This is a genomic window from uncultured Limosilactobacillus sp. (assembly GCF_934202705.1).
GTDB lineage: Bacteria > Bacillota > Bacilli > Lactobacillales > Lactobacillaceae > Limosilactobacillus.
This window is the reverse complement of record NZ_CAKPYE010000004.1, coordinates 32,584-55,451: the sequence shown is the minus strand read 5'-3', so window position 1 is coordinate 55,451 and position 22,868 is coordinate 32,584. Positions and strand designations below refer to the sequence as shown.

The following is a 22,868-nucleotide window of genomic DNA, read 5'->3' as shown; positions in this document are numbered from 1 at the left end:
TTCGATCCCCGTTTTGCTAATTGTATTTAATTTTTAGTACCAACCATTAGCCATCCAGAACTGTTGTGCAGCAGTCCATGATCCATAACGGCTTGCCACATATTGGTCAGCTACCCGTTCTTGGTTTTCTGGAGATAAATCACCATTTAAGTAAGATAAACTTAATTGGTACTTCCCATAGTACTGACCATTTTGTGCGGTATATTGACCACGTGATTCATGGTAAGCAATCCAGTCCTTAGCAGCTTGATCAGCAGCAGAAAGATTTGAACTACTGTTAGTTGGATGATAAGCCGTTTGTTCTAGTTTTACCTTTGGCTTAGCAACATGCTTGCTACCTTTAATGACAAGTTTTTGACCAACATGAATCGTGTTAATGTCTTCAAGATTGTTCTTTTTAGCAATTGTGTTAACATCAGCGTTATTAAACTTCTTTGCGATTGAAGAAAGGGTATCCCCATTTTGAACAGTGTAAGTTGTGTCAGCATGTGCGACCGCAGCTGTAGCGACCATTCCGAAAGTTGCTGCACTAAGTGTTGCACCCATCTTCAATAGCTTCTTGTTTAACATAAAGTATAAACCGTCCTTTACAAAATCTTTATTTATCAACGGTCTTTATCATACAAGCCAATTATTACTGATTGATTGCAATGAGTTTGCTTTTCCGCCGATTAACTTAATTGTTTGTAATATTTTGTAACAATTACTGTTCACACAATATTAAACATTTTTTATTAATGGTATTGAGCTCCTCAACTTCGGTAACTTTAGGCTTCCCAAAACTATTAGTGAATAATTGATCAAGCCAGTATCAATGGACGAAAAAAGTTGCCAAATCGTTAGTAATTTGACAACTTTTCTACCTGACTTTAATTAATATTACAAATTCTTTGCAAAGAATTGTTCCAAATAAACAGCCACACCGTCTTCATCATTACTTGAAGTCAAATGATCAGCCACTGCCTTAACTTGAGGAAGACCGTTTGCCATTACCACACCATCTCCGGCAGCCTTAGTCATTCCCAGGTCATTGTCTGCATCACCAAACGTCATTAAATTAGAGTAATCCATTTGCAAGTGTCCTAAGAGATGTTTCAAACCAACCGCTTTATCAACACCTTGCGGTAAAAATTCTAAAATATGCGGTTGAGACTGAACAACATTAAAGTGTTGATGAATTTCTTCTGGAATCGTTGGAATGATTTTCTTTAAACGTTCAGCAGGAATTGCCATGACCATCTTCGCATATGCATGACTCCCCTTTGGTAAGTCTGCAAAGTGCCGATCAACAAATTCAATGTGTTTGACTGTCCCTTTATAGACTGACCGTGGCATGTCCATAATTTCATAAACGCGGTCAAAATCTAGTACATCAAGTGAATAACCATGTTCATGTGCAAACCGATACACGAGTGCCAAATCATCAGCTACTAGCCCCATCGAAAACAACGGCTCTTTAGTAACATTATTTACAACTAATCCACCATTAAAGTTTACCGTATAGTCACCTTCGCTGGTTAGCCCTAATTGTTCAATGTAGTGCCAAATGGCATTAATTGGTCGACCAGTACATAAAACAATTTTAATACCTTGTTCATGAAGACGACGCAAGATATTTTCATTTCTTTGGCTAATCTCTTTTTGACTATTTAAAAGTGTGTTATCAAGGTCAAGGGCGATCATTTTTATCATTATTAAATCTCCTATTTTAAAATGCTTTTTACAATCATCCGTGTAAACTGGACGTTACCGTTTTCGTTCATATGAACATTATCACCGGCAAACCAGTCTGAATGATTAGCACTTTCAGCATTCCAATCAACGACATGGACATTGGAATGATTTTTGGCTGCCTTTTTAATTTGACGATTAACAGTCTTTTCCCAAGCTTTGGTTGGTACATGCGCTGTAACCCAATAAATTTGGTGACCCTTACCAACGGCATCAATAATATCGTTTACTGTGTTACCAGTCATCGCCCCATTGGTGCCAAGATTCAGCACCACATTCTTATTTAAATGACCATCAGCCTTCAAATTTTTAATCACCGCTGGTGCTTCACTTCCTTGACGACCAACTTTAGCTTCCACATAGGCGTGCGGCATCACCTGCTGAAGACTATCCGAAGCATCCGCCATGACGGAATCCCCTACCGCTGTTACCCTTAGTTTAGCAGCCCGTTTTAGTTCACTCTTACTTAATCCATACTTTTTTTGCAAGGACTTACTATTAACGTTAATCTGTGGTGTTTTCCCTTCGGCAATCATTTTATTCCGCTTCGCGGTGGCTTGACGGCTCTTTTTAATTCGAGTTTGAACAGCCGTGTTTTTTGGCGCCCGATCAGGAGTTGTGAAACCAGCCACTGCCACAAAGAAAACTAGCATTGCAGGAATAATGGCCAGCCATTGCTTCCAACCACGTCGTTTAACGTCAAACCAGTTCACAATCGTTAATGGTACATCACGCCAATCATAGTGACGAAGCGGTCGTTCTAAATACCGATAGGAAAGTTCACTAATTATGACGATTAATAAAATTTCGATTATTGCGTTAATCATTGGATGTGCTCCTATTTGAATCTTAGCTTCATAAAAAATCATCACTGGGTATTGATACACATATATCCCGTATGAGCGTTCACCAACCCATTTGAAAAAAGGGTTCGTCAACCACCGATTCATATCAGCACCTGGATGAACAATCGTTGCTAACAGCAACATTCCGATGAAACTATAGAAAAACATCCAACCATGATATGTCTTAGGACTTTGTCCATTACTTATAAAAAAGCTGAGGACGGTCAAAAGCAGGCAAACAATCCCTAAAGTGTTTAGAAATCTGGTCTCATTAAGGCTTAACCGTAAACTGAGCTTTTCCCGTGGCCAAATAAATGCTAACCAGCTTCCCAACAGTAAAGAGAATGCTCGTGTATCCGTTCCATAATAAACCCGATTAATATTTTGTGGATCATACAGGATTCCCATTTCAATTGCTGACAGAATCGCTAGTATCAATACCAGCCACTTGGTTGTTCGTTTGCCAAAGAATTTTATTAATAACAGTAAAATAAGCGGCCACAGAACATAAAACTGTGCTTCCACACCTAGTGTCCATAAATGTGTAAACGGAGATTCGCCACCGAACCGGTCAAAGTAAGACTGCCCATTAAATATTTCCCACCAATTATAAACCCATAATAAATTAGTCATAATCACTGCTTTAATATGGTGAAGTAATTGTCTTTGAAAAAGGGTGATATAAGCGGTTGTGAGGATCAGCATAGTTACTAAAACAGGATAAAGCCGACTAAACCGTCGCTGATAAAACCCAATCAGATTAACGTTGCCCCGCTCCTGCTTTTTTAATAGTTGATTGGTAACAAAATACCCTGAAATTAATAGGAATAAGGGTACTCCCAAAAAGCCACCAACCATGACATTTGGTAGCAGGTGGTAAATAATCACGCCAATCACTGCTAGCGTCCGCATACCGTCAATTCCTGTTACATATTGGCGATGACGCGATGGCAATTGATGTTCTTCAAAAGCTGGGCGCATAAGCCTGGCCTCCTCTTCAAGTAATTCAAATAAATACTTTACTATTATAGTCAGAAACCTTACTTGCGTACAGACCATTTATTAATAAAACTGGATTAAGTTCAGCGACCTTCACTTTTCATAATAATTGGACCATTTCATAAGATAACGGGTTGCTTAACGCAACCCGTTATCTTAACCGACATGATTTTCTGCCATAATATCTTGAACTAACTTTTCCATTTCTGGTGTCTTCTTCCATTCTTCCCAGTGATTCATCGATTCATCCTGCATCTGATAATGACTATTAATGTATTGTTCATACTTAATGACATTCTGTGAGTGAGGAATATTTAACTTTAAAATTCGTACCTGTTTAATAAATTTTCGTTCGGCCGCTAGTTCTGCACGACCGTTATGAACCATATTCCCAATTTCGTAATATTTTCTTCCGTCTAGTCTCGTAATTTCTTCAATTAAATCTAATGTTCCTGGTTGATCCGCCATCCTTATTCACCTCTTCTCTATCATAACAAAAAATCACCGCCAGGGGACGGTGATTGGCATAAGAGAGAAAGAGAATTGATTAGAAGGTAATTATTAATACCTTATGTCTGTATAATAGCCCTGATTGTAAGCGCTGTCAATAGTTTTGCTAAAAAAACGACTATCCATGATAGTCGCTTATTCTAGACTATTATTGCACAGTGACAGATTTAGCAAGATTCCGTGGTTTATCCACGTCTAAGCCTTTGCCCAGACTTGTATAGTATGCCAACAATTGGGCTGGGATAACACTGAGTAAAGGTGTCAATAATGGGTCAACATCCGGAATGACGATTGTATCGTCTTCCTTAGCTAAGTGCCGTACAGCAATGGTTAGCGTATTAGCACCACGGGCTTCCGTTTCTTCAAGATTGCTGCGGGTTAACCCAGCTGTCCGATCTTGGGTCACAATACCAATCACAGGTGTGCCCTTTTCGATCAGTGCAATGGTTCCATGCTTGAGTTCACCAGACGCAAACCCTTCAGCCTGTACATAGGAAATTTCCTTTAGTTTTAGTGCCGCTTCAAGTGAAACTGACCAGTCAATCCCACGGCCAATGTAAAAAGCATTCCGTGGCTTTGAAAGGTAGTGAGCAGCTAGCGATTCGAGCTTATCCTTACTGTCAGTAATTGCCTGCATTCCATTAGCAATAATTCCGAGTTGCTGCTTTAAATCAAATTGCTGAGCTTCTGCCAATCCAATTTTTTCGCCAAGCGCCTTGGCTAAAATTGCTTCAACGGCAATTTGAGCTGTATAGGCCTTTGTTGAAGCCACCGCAATTTCTGGACCGGCATGTAACAACAACGTGTACGTTGCTTCCCGAGAAAGGGTCGACTTATCAACATTTGTAATCGTCAAGCTCGGCCATTGTTTTTGATTAACATGAACTAATACTTCACGACTATCTGCAGTTTCACCACTTTGTGATAGAAATACAAAGAATGGCTGTTCTGAAAGGAGTGGCTGTTCATAAGCAAATTCTGAAGAAATATGAACCGTCGTTGGCGTCTTGGTGAGGTGCTCGAACAACCGTGCACCAATCAGTCCAGCATGGTAACTGGTTCCTGCACCAACAATATAAATGTGATCAGCTGTCGCCATCTCATTCAGGAGGTTACTATCTAATTGTGGCTGGTCACCATTAAAATAGTTCTGAACTAGTTTACGCATTACGGCAGGCTGCTCATCAACTTCCTTTAACATGTAGAATGGGTATGCACCCTTGTCAGCTGCACTTGGGTCCATGTCAACCGTAAAGGTATCACGAGTCTTTTCGTTACCCTCGAGATCTTCAATTTTAACGACATCTGGTTTAACAATCACCAACTCATGGTCATCAATTTCCATGAACCGATTGGTCTGCTTCAACATTGAAGTTGCGTCTGAACCCACCAAGTTGTATCCATCTGCTAAACCAACAAGTAGTGGACTCTTGTTTTTCGCTACAAAAAGCGTGTCTGGTTGTTCCCGATCCATTAAAACGAATGCGTAAGATGAATCAGGACTGATCAACCGTAAAGTCTTTAACAGTGCTGATTTAGTGTCCAAGTTATACTTAGTAACAAACTTATCAACTAACTGCACAATAACTTCAGTATCCGTTTGACTCTTAAATTGAACGTCTTCCAGATAATGATCACGCAATTGCTGGTGATTTTCAATCACACCATTATGAACTAAATAGAATCGATTATCATTTGAATATTGAGGATGGGCGTTAACTTCATTGGGTTCCCCATGAGTAGCCCACCGCGTGTGACCAATTCCGGCAGTTCCGTGAACTTCTGGCGTTAATGCTGCTTCCAGATTACTGATTCGTCCAGGACGTTTTACAAGGTAGTCATGTCCTTTTTGATCATTAACATAGATTCCAGCAGAATCATAACCACGATATTCCAACTTTTTCAAGCCATTAATTAAAATTGAAACACTATCTTTATTTCCGGTTACACCGACAATTCCACACATAATTATGTTCCATCCTTTAAATTAAAATTCCATAAATTGGTATAGATAACTTTCCTATCCAATTCATCTGTCATCGTTTAGACAATAATAATATAGTAAAGACATTCACATGGATTGTCAATGTTTTCGATCAATATTGGTCTATAATGTTAAGCGATTATCATTAGCTTGATTTACTGAAGTTTTCATTTCTTTTTCCACTTTTAAATTAGCATATTAAAAAGCCTCCAGAATCAGCCGCAGCCATTCCTGAAGGCAATTATTTTAAACTTCTAATTCAGCTTTTGCTACATTAGCAATTTTCATGACAAAATCATGGACTGCTTCTTTTGTTGGTGCTTCGGCCATAATCCGTAATAATGGTTCTGTCCCACTTGGCCGGACAAGGACTCGCCCATCACCATTCATTTCATTTTCCACTTCTTTAATTACCGCAAGAAGTTGCTCATTCTTCATTGCTGCCTGCTTATCAGCAACTCGAATATTAACTAATTCTTGTGGATAAGTTGTAACATCTGCCGCTAATTCTGCCAAGCTTTTACCAGTGACTTTCATTACTTGGAGCAGCTGCAATGCCGTTAACATCCCATCCCCCGTTGTATTGTGATCTAAAAAGATGATATGGCCAGATTGTTCACCACCGAGATTATAGCCATTCTTGAGCATTTCCTCAACGACATACCGATCGCCAACCTTGGTTTTTACGCTCTTCATGCCGTGAGCTTCCAATGCCTTATACATTCCAAGATTACTCATCACCGTCGTTACAACCGTATCCTTCTTCAAGCGGCCATTTTCATCCATGTTCTTACCACAAATATACATAATCTTATCGCCATCAACAATTTTACCCTCGGCATCAACCGCAATGCACCGGTCACCATCTCCATCAAAGGCAATGCCTAAATCAGCCTGATTATCAACAACGGCTTTTTGGAGACCTTCAGGATGAGTTGATCCACAATTTAAGTTGGTGTTTAACCCGTCTGGCTGATCATTAATCGGTACAAAGTCAACTTCCACATCAGCAAAGAGGTTCGATACAAAATCACTCGTAGCACCATTGGCTGCATCAACAACCACTTTCAGACCAGTTAATTCCGTTGAAATGGTTTGTTCAAGAAATGAAGTGTATTTCAGTGCGCCTTCTTTATAATCCTCAACTATTCCTAATCCATCATCAGAAGGACGGGGCAAATCATCAGTTGGAGCATCCAAAATCTGCTCGATTTCGTATTCTAATTCATCAGAAAGTTTAAATCCATCACTGCCAAAATACTTAATCCCATTGTATTGAATGGGGTTATGAGATGCAGTAATCATTACTCCAGCATCTGCCTCTTGGGCGCGTACTAAATAGGCCACCCCGGGAGTTGTTACAACGCCCAAGCGCAGGACTTCAATTCCTACAGAAAGTAATCCAGCAACTAAGGCATTTTCCAACATTTGACCTGAAATCCGGGTGTCCCGTGATACCAGCACCTGTGGGCGCTTGCGTTCAGAGTGTCGAGTTAGTACGTACCCACCTGCACGTCCAACACGAAATGCTAATTCAGGACTTAAGTCTTGATTGGCTACTCCACGAATACCATCTGTTCCAAAATATTTTAACTTCATTCGTCTATCTCCTATCTCAATTAGTAATTAGTCATTATTGTTTGCGCTGCTTGATGAACTTTCACTGCTTGATGAACTGCTATTGTCTTTACTATTATTGCCGGAATTAGCACTCTCGCTACTACTGGAAGAGCTTGTTTGATTAGTATTTCCCTGACCTGTAATGGGCACGTCAACATTAATGGAACTTGGCATTACTACCACATTAACCGTCCGTCCCTTCTTATCAACTGCCTGCAGTGTAACCTGCCGACTAAAGTTCGTATGAGCATCTCTTGGTACATCTACGTATGCAATTACCCGTGTTACCCGTTTAACTTGGTTCCGCGCACCGGTAATCTGGACTGTCTTCATCGCTGGTCGTGGCGTCCCAACGTGGTAATTACCATCGACTGACTTTGAATTCAAGCGAACACTCACTGGTGCAGTGATTGTACTACGTGGTTGAATATTAACCTTAATTTGCTTTGGCTTAATGTACGAACGCAACTCTGAATTGAGCCCACTCTCTTTAAGAGTGACCGTATGCGACCCGACGCCCAACTTTGTTAAGTCAGCATACACTTTAAAGTTTTGGGTATTAGAAACTGTAGTTACCATTGCAGAAGGACCAGAAACCCGTACTTTAACGTATTGTGGATAGCCGGTCACCACGTACTTTTGTGAATTCATTTTTAATTCCAGTGGCATCCGCACAGCCATCGTTTTGTTGGACATAAGCGCATTACCGCTTCCCGATCCACGGGTTGTTTGACGTAAAAAGCCATTTTTGTCACTATTGACATACATAAAGAGGAAAATTGCCAAAATTAATGAAGCAATTCGCATAAACCAAACGCTGCCAAAGAATGAACCCTTTTTACCGTTCACTATGCTTCCCTCCTTGCCAATGGATCTTAGTCAATAAGTAACCGAATAATCCATGATCTTTATGCTCTTCCTTTTTATATAGATGAGCACGCATGAATTTCAAGTAATCTTTTTGTGACATATTACGTAGCAATTCATTATCCTTTGTAATTGATACTTCACCAGTTTCCTCAGAAATAACAATTGTCAATGCATCAGTGACTTCACTAATGCCAACTGCCGCTCGATGGCGGGTACCTAATTCCTTTGGGATGAGTTTGCTGTCGGATAATGGTAAGTAAGCAGCAGCAACCGCAATTCGATTGTCCTTGATAATCACAGCACCATCATGTAATGGCGTATTAGGAATAAACGTATTGATTAACAATGCGCCTGTAATGTCGGCATCCATTGGAATTCCCGTTTCAATATATTCTTCCAATCCAGTATCCATTTGAATGCTGATTAAAGCACCTATTCGTCGTTTCGACATATATTGAATCGCTTGATCGAGTTGCTTAATCATCTCTTTTTCTTGCTCATTTGCCGTTCGATTCCGCGCAAAAAGCGTACCCCTTCCCAAATGCTCAAGGCCACGTCGAATTTCTGGCTGGAAAATTACGACAATCGCAATCACACCCCAGTTAATTACCTGGTCCATTAACCAGGAAACAGTACTCAGCCCAATATACCAACTAACTAATTTGATAAAAAGAATCACAAGAATTCCTTTAAAAAGCTGAATGGCCCGTGTTCCCCGAATGAGCATAATTAACTCATAAATTAAAAACCAGATTACTAGGATATCGATTAAGTTAATCAAGTTTCGCCACGTTAGTAAAGTAGCGATTGTTTGCATTGAACTAACCCTCCGATCCTAAACTACCGTTTAATTATATCATCTTCACCCCCAAGCGCAATTAGTAGCAAAATGGCTACTAATGAGCAGAAAGTCCGTTATAATAATTACTATGATATTAAAAGGACGTGATCATCATTCAAATCGCTCATATTTCTTACCGATGGCAACTTCGTTGGTTCTTTTTTCTCTGGATTATCTTTTTAAAAGTGGTGATGAAAGCTCCCTATAATTTTATGGCTTTCAACACTTTTCTTGGTTATCTACCAATTGAAATTAGTTTTCACTTACCCAAATTAGCCGATCGTCGTTCACTGCTCTTTTGGCTTTCATCGCTAATTTGGCTACTCTTTTATCCCAATGCGCCATATGTCTTGACCGATCTATTCCATCTTTCCTGGCTCCATCCACACACCGATGTCAGTGGTATTTTAAAATCGACACCATCCATCTGGCTCATCTTCGCCATTATGATTATCAGTGCCTTTTGTTGTGTTCTAATTGGTTCACTCGAACTACTCAACACTAGTAGTCTCATCGCCCGGGTCATTGCTCCCAAGCTTCCGCAACTTCGGTATCTACTAATGGTTGTCTTTACGACTTGTTCAAGTATTGGGATTTATATTGGTCGTTTTTTACGATTACATTCCATCTATATGCTTATTACTCCCAGCTGGTTTTGGCGCCAAATCTTAGCTGCAATGACCTGGAATGCATGTCAGTTTATTGCGATTTTAACCATCCTACAATTAATCATTTGTTGGTTTGTCCATCTTTTATTAGTGCTCCGCAATTAAAAATAAGCATCCTTGGTCTTACATTGACCTAAAGGATGCTTATTTTGATGTAATTTACTAATCCCGACCAATAATGCGAACTTCAGTTTCTAAATCAACACCAAATTTTTCTTTAACCGTCGCTTGAACATGATGAATCACATTTAAGTAGTCAGTTGCTGTCCCATGATTAATATTTACAATAAAACCAGCATGTTTCTTAGAAACCTGTGCACCACCGGATGTATAGCCTTGCAAACCGGCATCATGAATAAGTTTACCAGCAAAATAACCTACTGGTCGTTTAAACACACTTCCACAAGATGGTAAATCTAGTGGCTGTTTAGCTGCTCGCCGCGCGTTTAAATCATCCATTTCATGCTTAATAGTTGCAAAAGTTCCAGGCTGTAAAACAAAATCAGCCGATAAGACAATGAGATTTTGTGTCTGCACCGCACTGTGCCGATAACCAAAATCCAAATTTTGATTATCCAACTCAAAGATTTTACCATCACGATCCATTACCGTAGCTTTAGAAACCACATTTTTAGTTTCACCACCGTATGCTCCAGCATTCATAAAGATTGCCCCACCAACACTTCCAGGGATGCCGGCAGCAAATTCAATGCCGCTTAACGAATGATCACGCGCAACTTTAGTAACATCGATATATGCAGCCCCTGCATCAGCAGTAACTGTCTGACCATGAACCGCAATCGATTTCATATCCGTCATAATTAGCACTAATCCGGCAATTCCACCATCCTTAACAATTAAATTACTAGCATTACCAAGGACAGTCACGGGAATCGCCTGTTGGTGTGCGAAAGCTACTAATTGACGAACTTCATCAACATTCTTCGGAAAGGCAAGCCAGTCTGCCGGCCCTCCAGTATGTGTAAATGTATACTTGGATAATGGTTGATCCTGTTGGATATTAATTTCTGGAAAATGTGTTCTGATATTTTCAATCATTTTTGTCGTCCCTTTATCTATTGATATTAAATATTGTATCATTATAGAATCAGATTTAAAATCATTCAGATTACTGATCGGAGGTAACTTTAATTTGAATTTTATCGCGATGGACTTTGAAACAGCAAGTCCTAAAAGGTTCAGTGCTTGTTCACTATCATTAGCCATTGTCCGCAATAACCGAATTGTTGACGAATTTTACTCCTTGATTAACCCACAAACGCCATTTAGTTGGCGAAACATCCAAATCCATGGCATCCACGAACGAGACGTTGTCAATGCACCCACTTTTCCGGAAGTGTGGCAACATATTGCACCATTCTATGCACCGGATAAACTAGTAATTGCCCATAATGCGACATTTGATAATAGCGTGTTAAAGAATACTTTACAACATTATGGGATCAATCCACCGGCATATCAAACCCTCGATACTTTACGAACGAGTCAAAAATTATTACCACAACTGCCTAATCATAAATTAAATACTGTTGCTGATGCTTTGCACATTGAGCTAAATCACCATCACAATGCCCTTGATGATGCACAAGCATGTGCTGATATTCTCATTAATCAAGCTGTTCACTTCGGTCCTGCACAACTCAAACCTTTTATTAAAATGATCGGTTAAAAAATTCAATCCAGCCAACGTTAATTGATCGTAATTAACGTTGGCTGGATTTTTTAATTTTGATATTCCATTAAAATCACAGACTGTTGTTTACCACAACTATCTTCGCGCGAAGCTGTACTGGTTTGAACAAACCCAGTTTTACGGTATAAAGTTAGTGCCCGCTGATTATTTTTAAACACATCCAGTACAAGGTGGTCTAAAGAACTATAGTTTTTAAACCAGTAGGTAGCCTCATTAACCAACATTGTACCAATTCCTTGCGACCATAACTGTTTTAAAACTGCAATTCCCAATTCACCAGCATTTGCTTCTTCATCAATTTTAGTGACCGTCACAATTCCAACTGGTCGTTCATTTTGAACGGCCAGCAAAACCAAACAATCACTCCGTAAATTAATTTCATGCAAATAATCCTGCTCATCTGCAATCGTTAATGATCCCAAGTGGTCAATCATAACTACGTTCGTTTCTTGATTAATCTGTTGTAATAGTTTTAAAGTGCCTTGAGCGTCCCTCGGCTCTGCTACCTTTAGCGTAATCTCATTTTGACCACTCATAGGGATGCCACCATTGTTTTAAAATGATCACCACGAGGATCAAACGTTAAAATTCGGCTATTTTCGTCATCTGTCCGACGAAAAGTAACTGCCAAGAAGTTATCTGGCAGCTCATCTTCAGCAAATTGCGCCCACTCAACAACACTCACCCCATCACCATCAAAATATTCATCAAGGCCGAGATCCTCAGCGCCACCTTCTTCTAGACGATAGGCATCCATATGGTACAGTGGCAACCGACCATCAAGGTATTCACGAATGATGGTAAATGTTGGACTCTTAATGATTTCACTAATTCCCAGTCCCTTAGCAATTCCTTTTGTAAAAGTCGTTTTGCCAGCACCAAGATCACCATTCAAAACAATGACATCACCCGCTTGTAGCATTGGTGCCAGTCGTTGACCCAAGCTAATGGTTTCTTGACGATTATTTAATGTAAACTTTTTCATATTAATCAACCTGGGCTGCTGTAATTACGGCAACTTTGTATACTTCATCTTCATTCGTTCCACGGGAAAGATCCGCCACGGGAGCATTCAATCCTTGAAGAATGGGACCAACTGCTTCGAAGCCGCCAAAACGTTGAGCAATCTTGTAACCAATGTTACCAGCTTCCAAGCTTGGGAAAACAAACACATTCGCTTGTCCAGCCACATTAGACTCAGGAGCTTTCAATTCACCAACGGATGGAACAAAAGCTGCATCAAATTGTAATTCACCATCTACGACCAGTTCTGGGGCTTGTTCATGAACAAGGCGGGTTGCATCGGCGACTTTCGTTACCATATCCCCTTTTGCCGACCCCTTCGTGGAGAAACTCAGCATCGCAACTTTTGGATCTAAGCCAAATAACTTTGCGGTATGCGCACTCTCGATGGCAACTTCTGCCATCGTTGATGCATCTAATTCAATGTTAATTGCACAGTCAGCAAACACATATCGTTCGGACCCCTTTTGCATAATAAACGCACCACTAATTCGTTTCGTTCCGGGCTTCGTCTTAATAATTTGTAAGGCTGGCCGCACTGTATCACCAGTCGCGTGGACAGCACCAGAAACCATGCCGTCTACCTTTCCCATGTAAACCAGCATCGTCGCAAAGTAACTCACATCTTGTAGCATCTGATCAACTTGTTCTGAAGTGTTCTTACCTTTGCGTCGCGCTAAAAGTGCATCATGCATTTCCTGCTTATCATAAGTCATCGGGTCAATTGTTTGGATTCCCGCTAAATTCCAGCCGTGGTTTTCAGCAACTTGTGCTAACTTCTGGGCATTGCCTAGTAAAATTGGTTGGAGAATGCCGTCATTATGGAGTCGCACTGCTGCTCCCATAATCCGTTCATCGTCCCCTTCTGGAAAGACGATTGTCCGATTCTTGCCCTTTAAATCACTTGCTAGTTGTTCAAAAATATCCATTTGTATTTCCCTCCTTAGTGAGATTGAATATCAACATGCGCAGGTAGTTGCCAATCAATTGGGGTTTCGCCCATCGCTTTTAACGCCTCATTAGTCCTGGAAAACGGTCGCGAACCAAAGAAACCGCGATTCGCAGAAAACGGACTAGGGTGCGCCGATTCTAAGACAATATTTGTTTCGGTATTGATCAACGCCTTTTTTGCCTGAGCAGCCCGCCCCCATAAGATAAAAATCACTGGCTCGGGACGATTGGAAAGCGCCTGGATTGCGGCATCAGTGAGTTTTTCCCAACCATGTCCTCGATGCGAAAATGCCTGCCCATCGCGAACGGTTAAAACTGAATTCAAAAGGAGCACCCCTTGATCAGCCCACTTTTTTAAATAGCCATGGTTAACCGGCGGATAACCGAGATCATTTTGTAATTCCTTATAAATATTTTGTAACGATGGCGGGATTTTGACCCCTGGCAAGACAGAAAAACTGCAACCATGCGCCTGGTGAGGCCCATGGTACGGATCTTGACCCAAAATAACAACTTTAACCTTACTAAATGGTGTCCACTCAAAAGCCTCAAAAATATGATGCATCTCAGGATAGACTGTGTGCTGACGATATTCCTGAAGTAAAAACTTTCGTAACTGTTGGTAGTAATCAGCTTCAAATTGTGGTTTTAAAATGGGCCACCAATCATTATGAATAATTTGTTTCAATGCTGTCCACCTCGTCAATATTTTACCATACTCCGTCTTTAAACTCTCTTTAGAAAACTGTTCAACTGATTATACAACTGGTAAAATAAAATTGAAAAACTAAGAGAAAAGCGGTGAATTGAATGCGGACATTGTACCTGAAAAACCGGTCAAATGATCATTCAGCAACCATTATTCATGATAATTTTGATCAGGCTTGCTACCTCTTAACCGGTAAATGGGGAATTCGCAACGATGCGCTTTCTCTTTATACGATGCAGGGACAACTATTAGCTGAATTAAAACAACTGTCACTTGGTTTAATGCCTAAATTTGCAATTTATCAGAATCGGCAACGAATGGGGACAATCGGTAAATCCTTCGGCTTTGTTCGTGAGTTTATCTATATTCACGGTCTTAATTGGGTTATTGTCGGTAACGCATTTACAAATCGTTATCGAATCTTTCGCAATAATCATTTAGTGTTTACAATGGAACCTGAACAATCCCATCTCTATTGTCGATTAACAATTAATCAGCAATCTGATGAACCAATTGCAATTCTCATTGCCTGCGTTTTAGACCACTGGGCTAACAAGCGTACTCCTTCTAGCCTTCAACGTCGGGCCCGTTTATGGCACTGGAATCGTAATTCACTTCCCCAGCTTGGCTGCTACAAAACAAAATAGACAAAATCGGACGAGCAATATGAGTTAAAACTTATTGCTCGTCCGATTAAATACTAGTAATGTTTCATTACCCGTTCAATTTGACGTTCTTGTTCCCGCTTCTTGATGTCATTTCGTTTATCATATTCATGTTTCCCTTTAGCAAGCCCCAGTAAAACCTTTGCAAAACCATGTTTTAAATAAACTTTCAGTGGGATCAAGGTGACCCCCTTCACACTCATTTCACCGGCTAATTTCTTGAGTTCTTTCTTATGCAAAAGTAGTTTACGATTTCTTAATGGGTCATGGTTAAAGATCGTGCCGTTACTATATTCACTAATATGAACATTCATTAACCATAATTCACCATTATGAAACTGCGCATAACCATCTTTTAAGTTGATCCGCCGTGCTCGGACGGATTTAATTTCTGTCCCAGTTAATACTATCCCTGCTTCATAGGTCGCCATAACTGCATAGTCATGACGGGCTTTTTTATTTTGGGCTACCAAATTGTTATTTGGCGTCTGACGTCGTTTACCTGCCATCCAATCACCCCGCTTTTAGTGCCGTCGGTTACGCTCATGTTGCGGTCGATCGCCACCATGACGTGTCTGTCCACGATTAATCTGCCGATGATTACGATGTCCATTATCGCGATTACCATGATGACTCCGACGTTGATCATTATTTTGCCGATGATTACCATTATGGCCTCGTCTATGACCACGACGGCCATTATCACGACCAACCCGCAGCTTGGTAACTGGAGCTTCTTCCGGATTAACTAGCTCAAAATCCACTTCTCGTTGGTCTTTATCTACCCGCAGTAATTTAACTTTCACCGGTTGACCAATCCGGAAAATGTGGTGATTACTTCGTCCGACCAAAGCCATCTGCTTCTCAACATATTCATAATAGTCATCGTTCATCGCACTAATATGAATTAACCCTTCAACAGTGTTCGGAAGTTCCACAAATAAGCCAAACTTCATTACGGAACTAACCACGGCTTCAAATGTTTCTCCAACATGATCTTCCATATACTCAGCTTTTTTCATACTGTCAACATCACGTTCGGTATCAATCCCACGACGTTCAGTAATCGAAGTATGTTCAGCAATTTCCGGTAACCGGTCTCGATACTTAGCCTTTGCAGTTTCACCAGTACCATGTTCACGGTACCATTTAATTAAACGATGAACCGTTGTGTCTGGATAACGGCGAATTGGTGAAGTAAAGTGAGTGTAATATTCTGCTCCTAAACCAAAGTGCCCTAGTTCATCAGCGGAGTATTTGGCCTGTTGCATGCTCCGCAACATCATAACTTGAACCATTTCCTCTTCTGGAGTACCAGCAACTTGCTTTAACACTCGTTGGAGCATCTTTGGCTTAACATTATTGAGGTCACCCTTCATTTCAATGCCAAGAACGCTCAAAAAGTCTGCGAAATCTTTGATGCGATCAGCATCGGGTTTTTCATGAATTCGGTAAAGAAATGGTACATGCAGGTGATCAAAATGTTCGGCAACAGTTTCGTTTGCTGCTAGCATAAAGGATTCGATCATTCGTTCTGACAACCCGCGTTCACGAAGCTGGATATCAATTGGATGTCCAATCTCATCAACAATGATCTTAGCCTCTGGTGCCTCAAAATCAATGGCCCCTCGTCGGTGACGGTGTTTGAATAAGATTTTATGTAATTCTGCCATCGTCTTAAACATCGGGACTAACTCTTGATACTGAGCCTTCGTTTTTTCATCATCTGCTTCGAGAATTTTATTGACTGCTTTATAAGTCATCCGCGCATGTGACTTAATCACACTCGGAAAAATCTCATGCTTCAGAATGTTTCCTTGCTCGTCAATTTCCATCTCACAAGACATTGCCAGCCGTTCCTCATTCGGGTTTAAAGAGCAAATTCCGTTTGATAATCGCCGTGGCAGCATTGGAATTACCCGATCTGTTAAGTACACTGAAGTTCCCCGTTTGAAAGCTTCTTCGTCTAATGGCGTTCCGGGCTGAACATAGTGACTCACGTCAGCAATATGAACACCTAGATGATAGTGTCCATTGTCCATTTTCCAAGCAACAACCGCGTCATCTAAATCTTTAGATTCGATACTGTCAATCGTCACTAGTGGTTGCTTTGTAATGTCTCGCCGTCCCTGCTTTTCTTCTGGTAGAACTTTCAATGGAATTTGGTTAGCCTGATCCATCGCTTCCTTAGGAAAGTCGTGAGGAACATCATGCGCATAGACAACAGATAAAATATCAATTCCAGGTTCATTCTTATCACCAACAACCTCAGTAACAGCTCCTGTCATTACTGCTGGTGCATCTTCATTTGGATATTCACTAATTGTAGCAGTTACGATCTCGCCATCTTGCGGATGGAGGCCTTGATCAGAAACATAAAATTTCAGATGGCTAATCTTTTTGTCTTTCAGAATAATTTCACCGATGTAATTACCCATCGTTAAATTCTTGAATTCACCAACCACGTGGTCATAATGATGATCAATAATCCCTTCAACGGAACCTTCTGGTCCTTGTCCCGATCCGGGATCACCAGCACGCAAAATTTTTACCTGAACTTCATCTCCGGATAACGCATACATCGTATGATCAGGATTAATATAAATATCCGGTAGCGTTTCGTCATAGGCAACAAAGCCAAAGCCTTTACTGTTACCATGGAAAATTCCAGTAACTAGTTGTTGTTGGGGAACCATTTTAAACTCTCCCTGATCAGTTACTTGGACTTTTTTTTCTCGTTCCAGCTGGGCAAGGGCTTGAACAATCGGTGTAAAGTCTTCCGCAGAAGTCATCCCCAATTTGCGAGCAATTTTTTCTGCAGACAGACTGATCGTTGGATTTGCTTGTAAATCTTCTAATATTCTTGCTTTTAATTCAGTCATGTTATTCCTTTCCAATGAAGTTAAATAAAACAAAAGGCTGCGAAACAACTGCCGTTATTTCTCAGCCTCTCCTGTGTATTTCTTTAGTGCGCCGAAACATAAACCAACGCCAATGCCAAAATAAAGAAAAGGGCACCGACAATTGTGGTAACAATTTGCATGACGGCTTCAAAGCCACGTGCTTTTCGACGTGAAAATAGATCGCCAGCACCACCGGTTAAGGCTGACATGGCATCATTATCATTCTTTGCTGGCTGCATCATAACACATGCGATCAAAACGACGCAGTCAATTAAGAAGAGGGTCATTAACATATTTTGCAAGGTTCTTCCTCCTAATTTCCCACACTATAACCATTAAATGATAACATACTTTCTTATTCTTGACCAGGTTTCTCCTCGTGATGGGCTGCCTGATTAATCACTTGCTGATTTTCTAAATGATCATGACCGGTTAGCTGAATCACCAAGGTATCACCAACTTGCAGTTGTGTATTTCCACGGGGAACCAATTCTTCTTCACCCCGATAAATTGCTAATACTAAACTCCCTTTTGGCCAGGCAAAGTTCTTAATTAAGATTCCGTCTAACTGTGCCCCGGCAAAAATGGAAACTGTCATTTGAGTCATTCCAGACAACTCTTTGCGTGGACTCCGGTGAATAAAATTATTAAACATCGCCATGTATACGGGAAGGCCACCCAAAATATCATTGATAACATATGCTGTAACTGCAACTACCGCCAGTGGCATTAAGTGAGTCATGGAACCAACCATTTCAGTGATTAGCAGAATGGCTGTAAAGGGGGCTTTCGAGATGCAAGCAAAATAGCCAGCCATTGCATAAATAGCATAGTTGCCAAGATACTGTTTAGGAACTAAACCAAACGATACCAAAGTAGCACAGTAGCAAGCACCAATCACTGCTCCTAAAGTTAGGATTGGCAGAAAAATCCCCCCAGGAATTTCTGAACCATAACTAATCATTGAAAAAACAAAGCGCAACAGTAAGAACCCAAATAATAACGGAATGGAAAGCGGTAATTTGGGTAAAGAAACAATTAGACTGTTTCCACCGCCCAGTGTCACTGGCCAATACCAAGCAATCGGAATTACAAGCAAAAAAGGAATCACTGGATACCAGCTTGGTTTTAACCAAGTCAGTCGTCGACTCCAAACGCCCAAATGCAAAATGACATACTGGTAAACCCGTCCTAGAATTCCTAAAATCAGCCCAAGGACGATTAAGTGAATATATTGATTAGCGGGAAATAACCCCTCATGAGGCAAGTCTAGATCAGGACGTAAGCCAAAAAAGGTCATCGAAACCCCATTTGAAACTACTGCACTGATAAAAACTGATAACCACACTAAGGGTGAAAAGTTATGATACACTTCTTCTAAAATAAACATGGAACTGGCAATTGGCGCGTTAAAAGCTGCCGATAAACCTGCTGCAGCTCCGGAAGCAATTCCGACACGACGCTCAATTTTAGTAACCTGATTATGTTCAGCAATGCCTTGACCAATTGTAGCACCCAGTTGGATTGACGGACCTTCCCGACCCAAAAAGAGGCCAGAACCAATGCCCAGAATTCCACCAACAAATTTTCGCCACAGGACTGGCCACCATTGCTCGTCAAACTGACCAGTTAGTTGTCCCTCAACTTGAGGAATTCCAGATCCCTTAATGTTTGGATTATTTTGGGCCATTCGTCCCAATAACAAAGCAATGATAATTGAGCCAAGTACCCACGGGATCAGCCAAATCGGCTGATGATGGAATAAATTAAAACAGGCAATTACCAATGATAGTCCGTGTTGGATTGCCGAGCGAAACACGCTCACAACTAATCCAGTCAACACTCCAATGACAATTGCCCGTCCAATTTGACGAAGATTACTAAAATTTAACTTTCCAAAATATAGTTTACTCAAGATTGCCACTCCAAATTTTTCATTCTTTTAGAGTGTACCACATTCACTAGTTCCTTGCTGACTGAGCTTCTTTATGACGAACCAGGTAAACAACCGTTGCCACAATCAAAACCGCGGCTCCGACAATTACAGAAATCCGTGTATCTGGATTAATAAACATAAAGATCACAATTACCAATAACATCAAAAATGCAAAGTAATTAGAAAACGGATATAACGGAAGGGTAAATGGGTGATCTTTCATCAGGTCCGGATTGTTATGACGAAATTTAAGTTCTGCTAAGAGAATTACAAACCACGGTACCATGCCTGGGAGTACTGAGGAACTGAAGACTACCACGAAAAGGTCAGACGTCGACTTGCTAAACATTGTCGCCACCATATTCAAAATAAATCCAATCAGAATTCCTCCTGAAATACCCAAGATCGCAGCATCAGGAACAATTCGTTTTGATAACCGACCAAATATTTTAGGCGCATCCCCTTCATGGGCCAATTTAAACAGCATTCGACTAGAACTATAAATACCAGAATTAGCACCAGACAAAGCAGCGGTCAAAACCACAAAGTTAATAATTGACGCTGCTGCAGTAATCCCAACTTTTGCAAAAGTAGAAACAAATGGCGAACCAACAGCACTAAGTTTGTTCCATGGATAAATCGTTACAATCACAAAAATTGCACCAACATAAAAAATCAAAATTCGTAATAGAACTGACTTCACAGATTTAACGATGGCCTTTTGTGGGTCCGCTACTTCACCAGCCGAAATCCCAAGTAGTTCAATTCCCTCATAAGAACCAACGATAATGGACATTGAAAAGAAAAAGCCCTTTACTCCACCAGTAAAGAATCCCCCGTGGGCCCATAAATTAGAGAACCCAGTTGGGTGGCCACCGTTACCAAAACCAAAGAAGATTACCATAAAACCGAGCAAAATCATCATGATAATCGTCACCACTTTAATCATGGCAAACCAAAACTCTAGCGACCCATATGCTTTAGCGCTGGCTAAATTAGCCAAAACCAAGAAAATTATAATAACGATCCCCGCAAACCAGGTATGCAAATGAGGCCACCAGTACTTCAGGTATTCAGTAGCTGCCACCACTTCAGACATACCAACTACGATATATTCAAAAACATTTGCCCATTTGGCAAGGTAGCCGGCCAAAGGGTGCACATATTCCGTTGCATAATCAGCAAACGATCCAGTTCCCGGATTAATGTAAATCATTTCCCCTAGTGCCCGCATTACAACATATAAAATCAACCCAACAAAAGCGTATGCCAATAACACAGATGGACCAGTCCATTTAATGGTCGATGTTGACCCCATAAACAGGCCAACACCAATTGCCCCTCCAAGCGAGATCATCTCCATTTGTCCAGCAGTCATTGTCCTTGACAATTCTGGAGCATCTTTTTTTGCCATTGACTCATTCACTCCTTTAAATAATTTCTGGAGTTATTATAAAGAAGCTTAAATAAAAAATCAATGAGAACTTCTTAGATTAATTTCATAAAAAAGAGACTGAACATTAATGTTCAGTCTCTTCAACGGTTAGTAAACCTATATTAACGATTTTCGATATCTAACTTGGCTTGTTCACTTAAGTTATAGAAGGAACGAATTCCCTTGTACTTAGCAACATCGCCAAGGTTATCTTCAATCCGCATTAATTGGTTGTACTTAGCAAGACGGTCAGTCCGGCTCATAGAACCAGTCTTAATTTGGCCGGCATTTGTAGCGACAACCAAGTCAGCAATCGTTGTATCTTCAGTTTCACCTGAACGGTGGGATACGATTGCCGTGTAACCAGCTTCTTTAGCCATTTCGATTGCTTCAACAGTTTCAGTCAAAGTTCCAATTTGGTTAAGCTTAATCAAGATTGAGTTAGCAGCCCCCATCTTGATACCCTTAGCTAAGTAGTCAGTGTTCGTAACGAAGAAGTCATCACCAACTAATTGAACCTTCTTGCCAAGCTTGTTGGTAATCGTTACCCAGTCATCCCAGTTGTTTTCATCAATTGGGTCTTCAACAGATACCACTGGGTATTTAGCAATAATCCCTGACAGGTAGTCAATCCATTCTTCCGTCGTAAATTCTTCACCAGTAGACCAACGAAGCTTGTACTTCTTGTCATCATCATTCCATAATTCTGAAGCGGCTACGTCAAAGGCAATGGCAACGTCCTTACCTGGCTTGTAACCAGCGTCCTTGATTGCCTTGATCAAGAATTCAAATGGTTCTTCATTATTGGCAAAGTCAGGTGCAAATCCACCTTCATCACCAACAGATGTAACTTTACCAGCAGCTTCCAATTCCTTCTTCAAAGCATGGAAAGTTTCGGAACCCATCCGAATGGCTTCACGAACTGTTGGCGCACCAACCGGCATAATCATGAATTCTTGGAAATCAACCTTGTTGTCAGAGTGTGCACCACCATTAATAACGTTCATCATTGGAGTTGGCATTACATGAGCGTTAAAACCACCAAGATAATTGTAAAGAGGAACTTGTAGTTCATCAGCAGCAGCCCGAGCAGCAGCAAGTGAAACTGATAGAATCGCATTAGCACCTAACTTACCCTTGTTTGGGGTACCATCTAACTTGATCATTGCCTTATCAATTGCAATTTGATCAGTAACTTCCATCCCAACAATTTCCTTAGCAATCACGTTGTTAACATTAGCAACGGCTTTTAAAACACCCTTGCCGCCAAAACGGTTCTTATCACCGTCACGAAGTTCAACAGCTTCGTGTTCACCAGTAGATGCACCTGATGGTACGATTCCACGACCAACACCACCAGCTTCAGTGTAAACTTCAGCTTCAACGGTTGGGTTACCACGTGAGTCAAGGACTTCACGAGCATAAATATCTGTAATAAGTGACATTATATTTCTCTCCTCCAGA

General features: G+C 40.7%; 22 protein-coding genes. 3 read left to right on the top strand and 19 right to left on the bottom strand.

Features of this window, described 5'->3' with window-relative positions; translation table 11 throughout:
• Positions 1-33 precede the first annotated feature (33 nt).
• From Q0C76_RS03310 to cdaA, 8 genes are all read right to left on the bottom strand, one after another.
• Entirely contained in the window at positions 34-570 is a 537-nt protein-coding gene (locus tag Q0C76_RS03310; RefSeq protein WP_295729672.1) for a LysM peptidoglycan-binding domain-containing protein, read from the bottom strand.
• A 309-nt stretch (positions 571-879) separates the two neighbouring features.
• Complete coding sequence (locus tag Q0C76_RS03305; RefSeq protein ID WP_295729670.1) at positions 880-1,692, bottom strand: Cof-type HAD-IIB family hydrolase; 813 nt, start codon at positions 1,690-1,692, stop codon at positions 880-882.
• 11 nt (positions 1,693-1,703) lie between these two features.
• The gene (locus Q0C76_RS03300) at positions 1,704-3,557 is read right to left on the bottom strand and encodes an acyltransferase family protein (RefSeq protein WP_295729668.1); all 1,854 of its coding nucleotides are present in this window, start codon (positions 3,555-3,557) and stop codon (positions 1,704-1,706) included.
• Between the two features lie 174 nt (positions 3,558-3,731).
• Positions 3,732-4,043: a hypothetical protein gene (locus Q0C76_RS03295; protein ID WP_295729666.1), complete on the bottom strand. Its 312-nt coding sequence runs from the start codon at positions 4,041-4,043 to the stop codon at positions 3,732-3,734.
• A gap of 190 nt (positions 4,044-4,233) precedes the next feature.
• Positions 4,234-6,051, bottom strand: a complete 1,818-nt coding sequence (gene glmS, locus Q0C76_RS03290; RefSeq protein ID WP_295729664.1) for a glutamine--fructose-6-phosphate transaminase (isomerizing) — start codon at positions 6,049-6,051, stop codon at positions 4,234-4,236.
• A gap of 264 nt (positions 6,052-6,315) precedes the next feature.
• Positions 6,316-7,668 carry a phosphoglucosamine mutase gene (glmM, locus tag Q0C76_RS03285; protein WP_295729661.1) on the bottom strand — a complete coding sequence of 451 codons (1,353 nt, stop codon included), beginning with the start codon at positions 7,666-7,668 and terminating at the stop codon, positions 6,316-6,318.
• Positions 7,669-7,695: 27 nt separating this feature from the next.
• A complete protein-coding gene (locus Q0C76_RS03280; RefSeq protein WP_295729991.1) occupies positions 7,696-8,496 on the bottom strand; it encodes a YbbR-like domain-containing protein in 801 nt (266 codons plus the stop codon).
• 31 nt (positions 8,497-8,527) lie between these two features.
• Complete coding sequence (gene cdaA / locus Q0C76_RS03275) at positions 8,528-9,376, bottom strand: diadenylate cyclase CdaA (protein ID WP_295729659.1); 849 nt, start codon at positions 9,374-9,376, stop codon at positions 8,528-8,530.
• Between the two features lie 128 nt (positions 9,377-9,504).
• On the opposite strand from cdaA, the gene Q0C76_RS03270 reads away from it, so the two are divergent.
• Positions 9,505-10,173, top strand: coding sequence for a DUF1361 domain-containing protein (locus Q0C76_RS03270; RefSeq protein WP_295729658.1), 669 nt, complete (start codon positions 9,505-9,507; stop codon positions 10,171-10,173).
• 57 nt (positions 10,174-10,230) lie between these two features.
• On the opposite strand, the gene murB is transcribed toward Q0C76_RS03270, so the two are convergent.
• Positions 10,231-11,127, bottom strand: a complete 897-nt coding sequence (gene murB, locus Q0C76_RS03265) for a UDP-N-acetylmuramate dehydrogenase (protein WP_295729655.1) — start codon at positions 11,125-11,127, stop codon at positions 10,231-10,233.
• 94 nt (positions 11,128-11,221) lie between these two features.
• Between murB and Q0C76_RS03260 the strand changes: the two genes are divergently transcribed.
• Positions 11,222-11,758 carry a 3'-5' exonuclease gene (locus tag Q0C76_RS03260; RefSeq protein WP_295729652.1) on the top strand — a complete coding sequence of 179 codons (537 nt, stop codon included), beginning with the start codon at positions 11,222-11,224 and terminating at the stop codon, positions 11,756-11,758.
• A 53-nt stretch (positions 11,759-11,811) separates the two neighbouring features.
• Here Q0C76_RS03260 and Q0C76_RS03255 read toward each other — a convergent pair whose 3' ends face one another.
• From Q0C76_RS03255 to Q0C76_RS03240, 4 genes are read right to left on the bottom strand one after another with little or no spacing between them, the layout of a single operon-like run.
• Entirely contained in the window at positions 11,812-12,318 is a 507-nt protein-coding gene (locus Q0C76_RS03255) for a GNAT family N-acetyltransferase (RefSeq protein ID WP_295729650.1), read from the bottom strand.
• Positions 12,315-12,767: a tRNA (adenosine(37)-N6)-threonylcarbamoyltransferase complex ATPase subunit type 1 TsaE gene (gene tsaE, locus Q0C76_RS03250; RefSeq protein ID WP_295729647.1), complete on the bottom strand. Its 453-nt coding sequence runs from the start codon at positions 12,765-12,767 to the stop codon at positions 12,315-12,317. Before tsaE ends, Q0C76_RS03255 begins: the two co-directional genes overlap by 4 nt.
• Before the next feature lies 1 nt (position 12,768).
• On the bottom strand, positions 12,769-13,734 hold the full coding sequence (gene pta, locus Q0C76_RS03245; RefSeq protein ID WP_295729645.1) for a phosphate acetyltransferase: 966 nt from the start codon (positions 13,732-13,734) through the stop codon (positions 12,769-12,771).
• Between the two features lie 14 nt (positions 13,735-13,748).
• A complete protein-coding gene (locus Q0C76_RS03240; RefSeq protein ID WP_295729642.1) occupies positions 13,749-14,444 on the bottom strand; it encodes a uracil-DNA glycosylase in 696 nt (231 codons plus the stop codon).
• 122 nt (positions 14,445-14,566) lie between these two features.
• Here Q0C76_RS03240 and Q0C76_RS03235 point away from each other — a divergent pair, with 122 nt between their 5' ends.
• Positions 14,567-15,112, top strand: coding sequence for an LURP-one-related/scramblase family protein (locus tag Q0C76_RS03235; RefSeq protein ID WP_295729640.1), 546 nt, complete (start codon positions 14,567-14,569; stop codon positions 15,110-15,112).
• Between the two features lie 53 nt (positions 15,113-15,165).
• On the opposite strand, the gene smpB is transcribed toward Q0C76_RS03235, so the two are convergent.
• The 6 genes from smpB to eno form a co-directional block, all read right to left on the bottom strand.
• Positions 15,166-15,639, bottom strand: a complete 474-nt coding sequence (gene smpB / locus Q0C76_RS03230; protein WP_295729638.1) for an SsrA-binding protein SmpB — start codon at positions 15,637-15,639, stop codon at positions 15,166-15,168.
• A gap of 15 nt (positions 15,640-15,654) precedes the next feature.
• Entirely contained in the window at positions 15,655-18,012 is a 2,358-nt protein-coding gene (gene rnr / locus Q0C76_RS03225) for a ribonuclease R (protein ID WP_295729636.1), read from the bottom strand.
• Between the two features lie 83 nt (positions 18,013-18,095).
• The gene (gene secG, locus Q0C76_RS03220; protein ID WP_251547395.1) at positions 18,096-18,335 is read right to left on the bottom strand and encodes a preprotein translocase subunit SecG; all 240 of its coding nucleotides are present in this window, start codon (positions 18,333-18,335) and stop codon (positions 18,096-18,098) included.
• Positions 18,336-18,388: 53 nt separating this feature from the next.
• Positions 18,389-19,948 (bottom strand): ClC family H(+)/Cl(-) exchange transporter, encoded by a 1,560-nt coding sequence (locus Q0C76_RS03215; RefSeq protein WP_295729630.1) that lies wholly within the window; start codon positions 19,946-19,948, stop codon positions 18,389-18,391.
• Between the two features lie 46 nt (positions 19,949-19,994).
• Entirely contained in the window at positions 19,995-21,383 is a 1,389-nt protein-coding gene (locus Q0C76_RS03210) for an amino acid permease (protein ID WP_295729627.1), read from the bottom strand.
• Positions 21,384-21,526: 143 nt separating this feature from the next.
• Positions 21,527-22,849, bottom strand: a complete 1,323-nt coding sequence (eno, locus tag Q0C76_RS03205; RefSeq protein ID WP_295729625.1) for a phosphopyruvate hydratase — start codon at positions 22,847-22,849, stop codon at positions 21,527-21,529.
• Positions 22,850-22,868 lie beyond the last annotated feature (19 nt).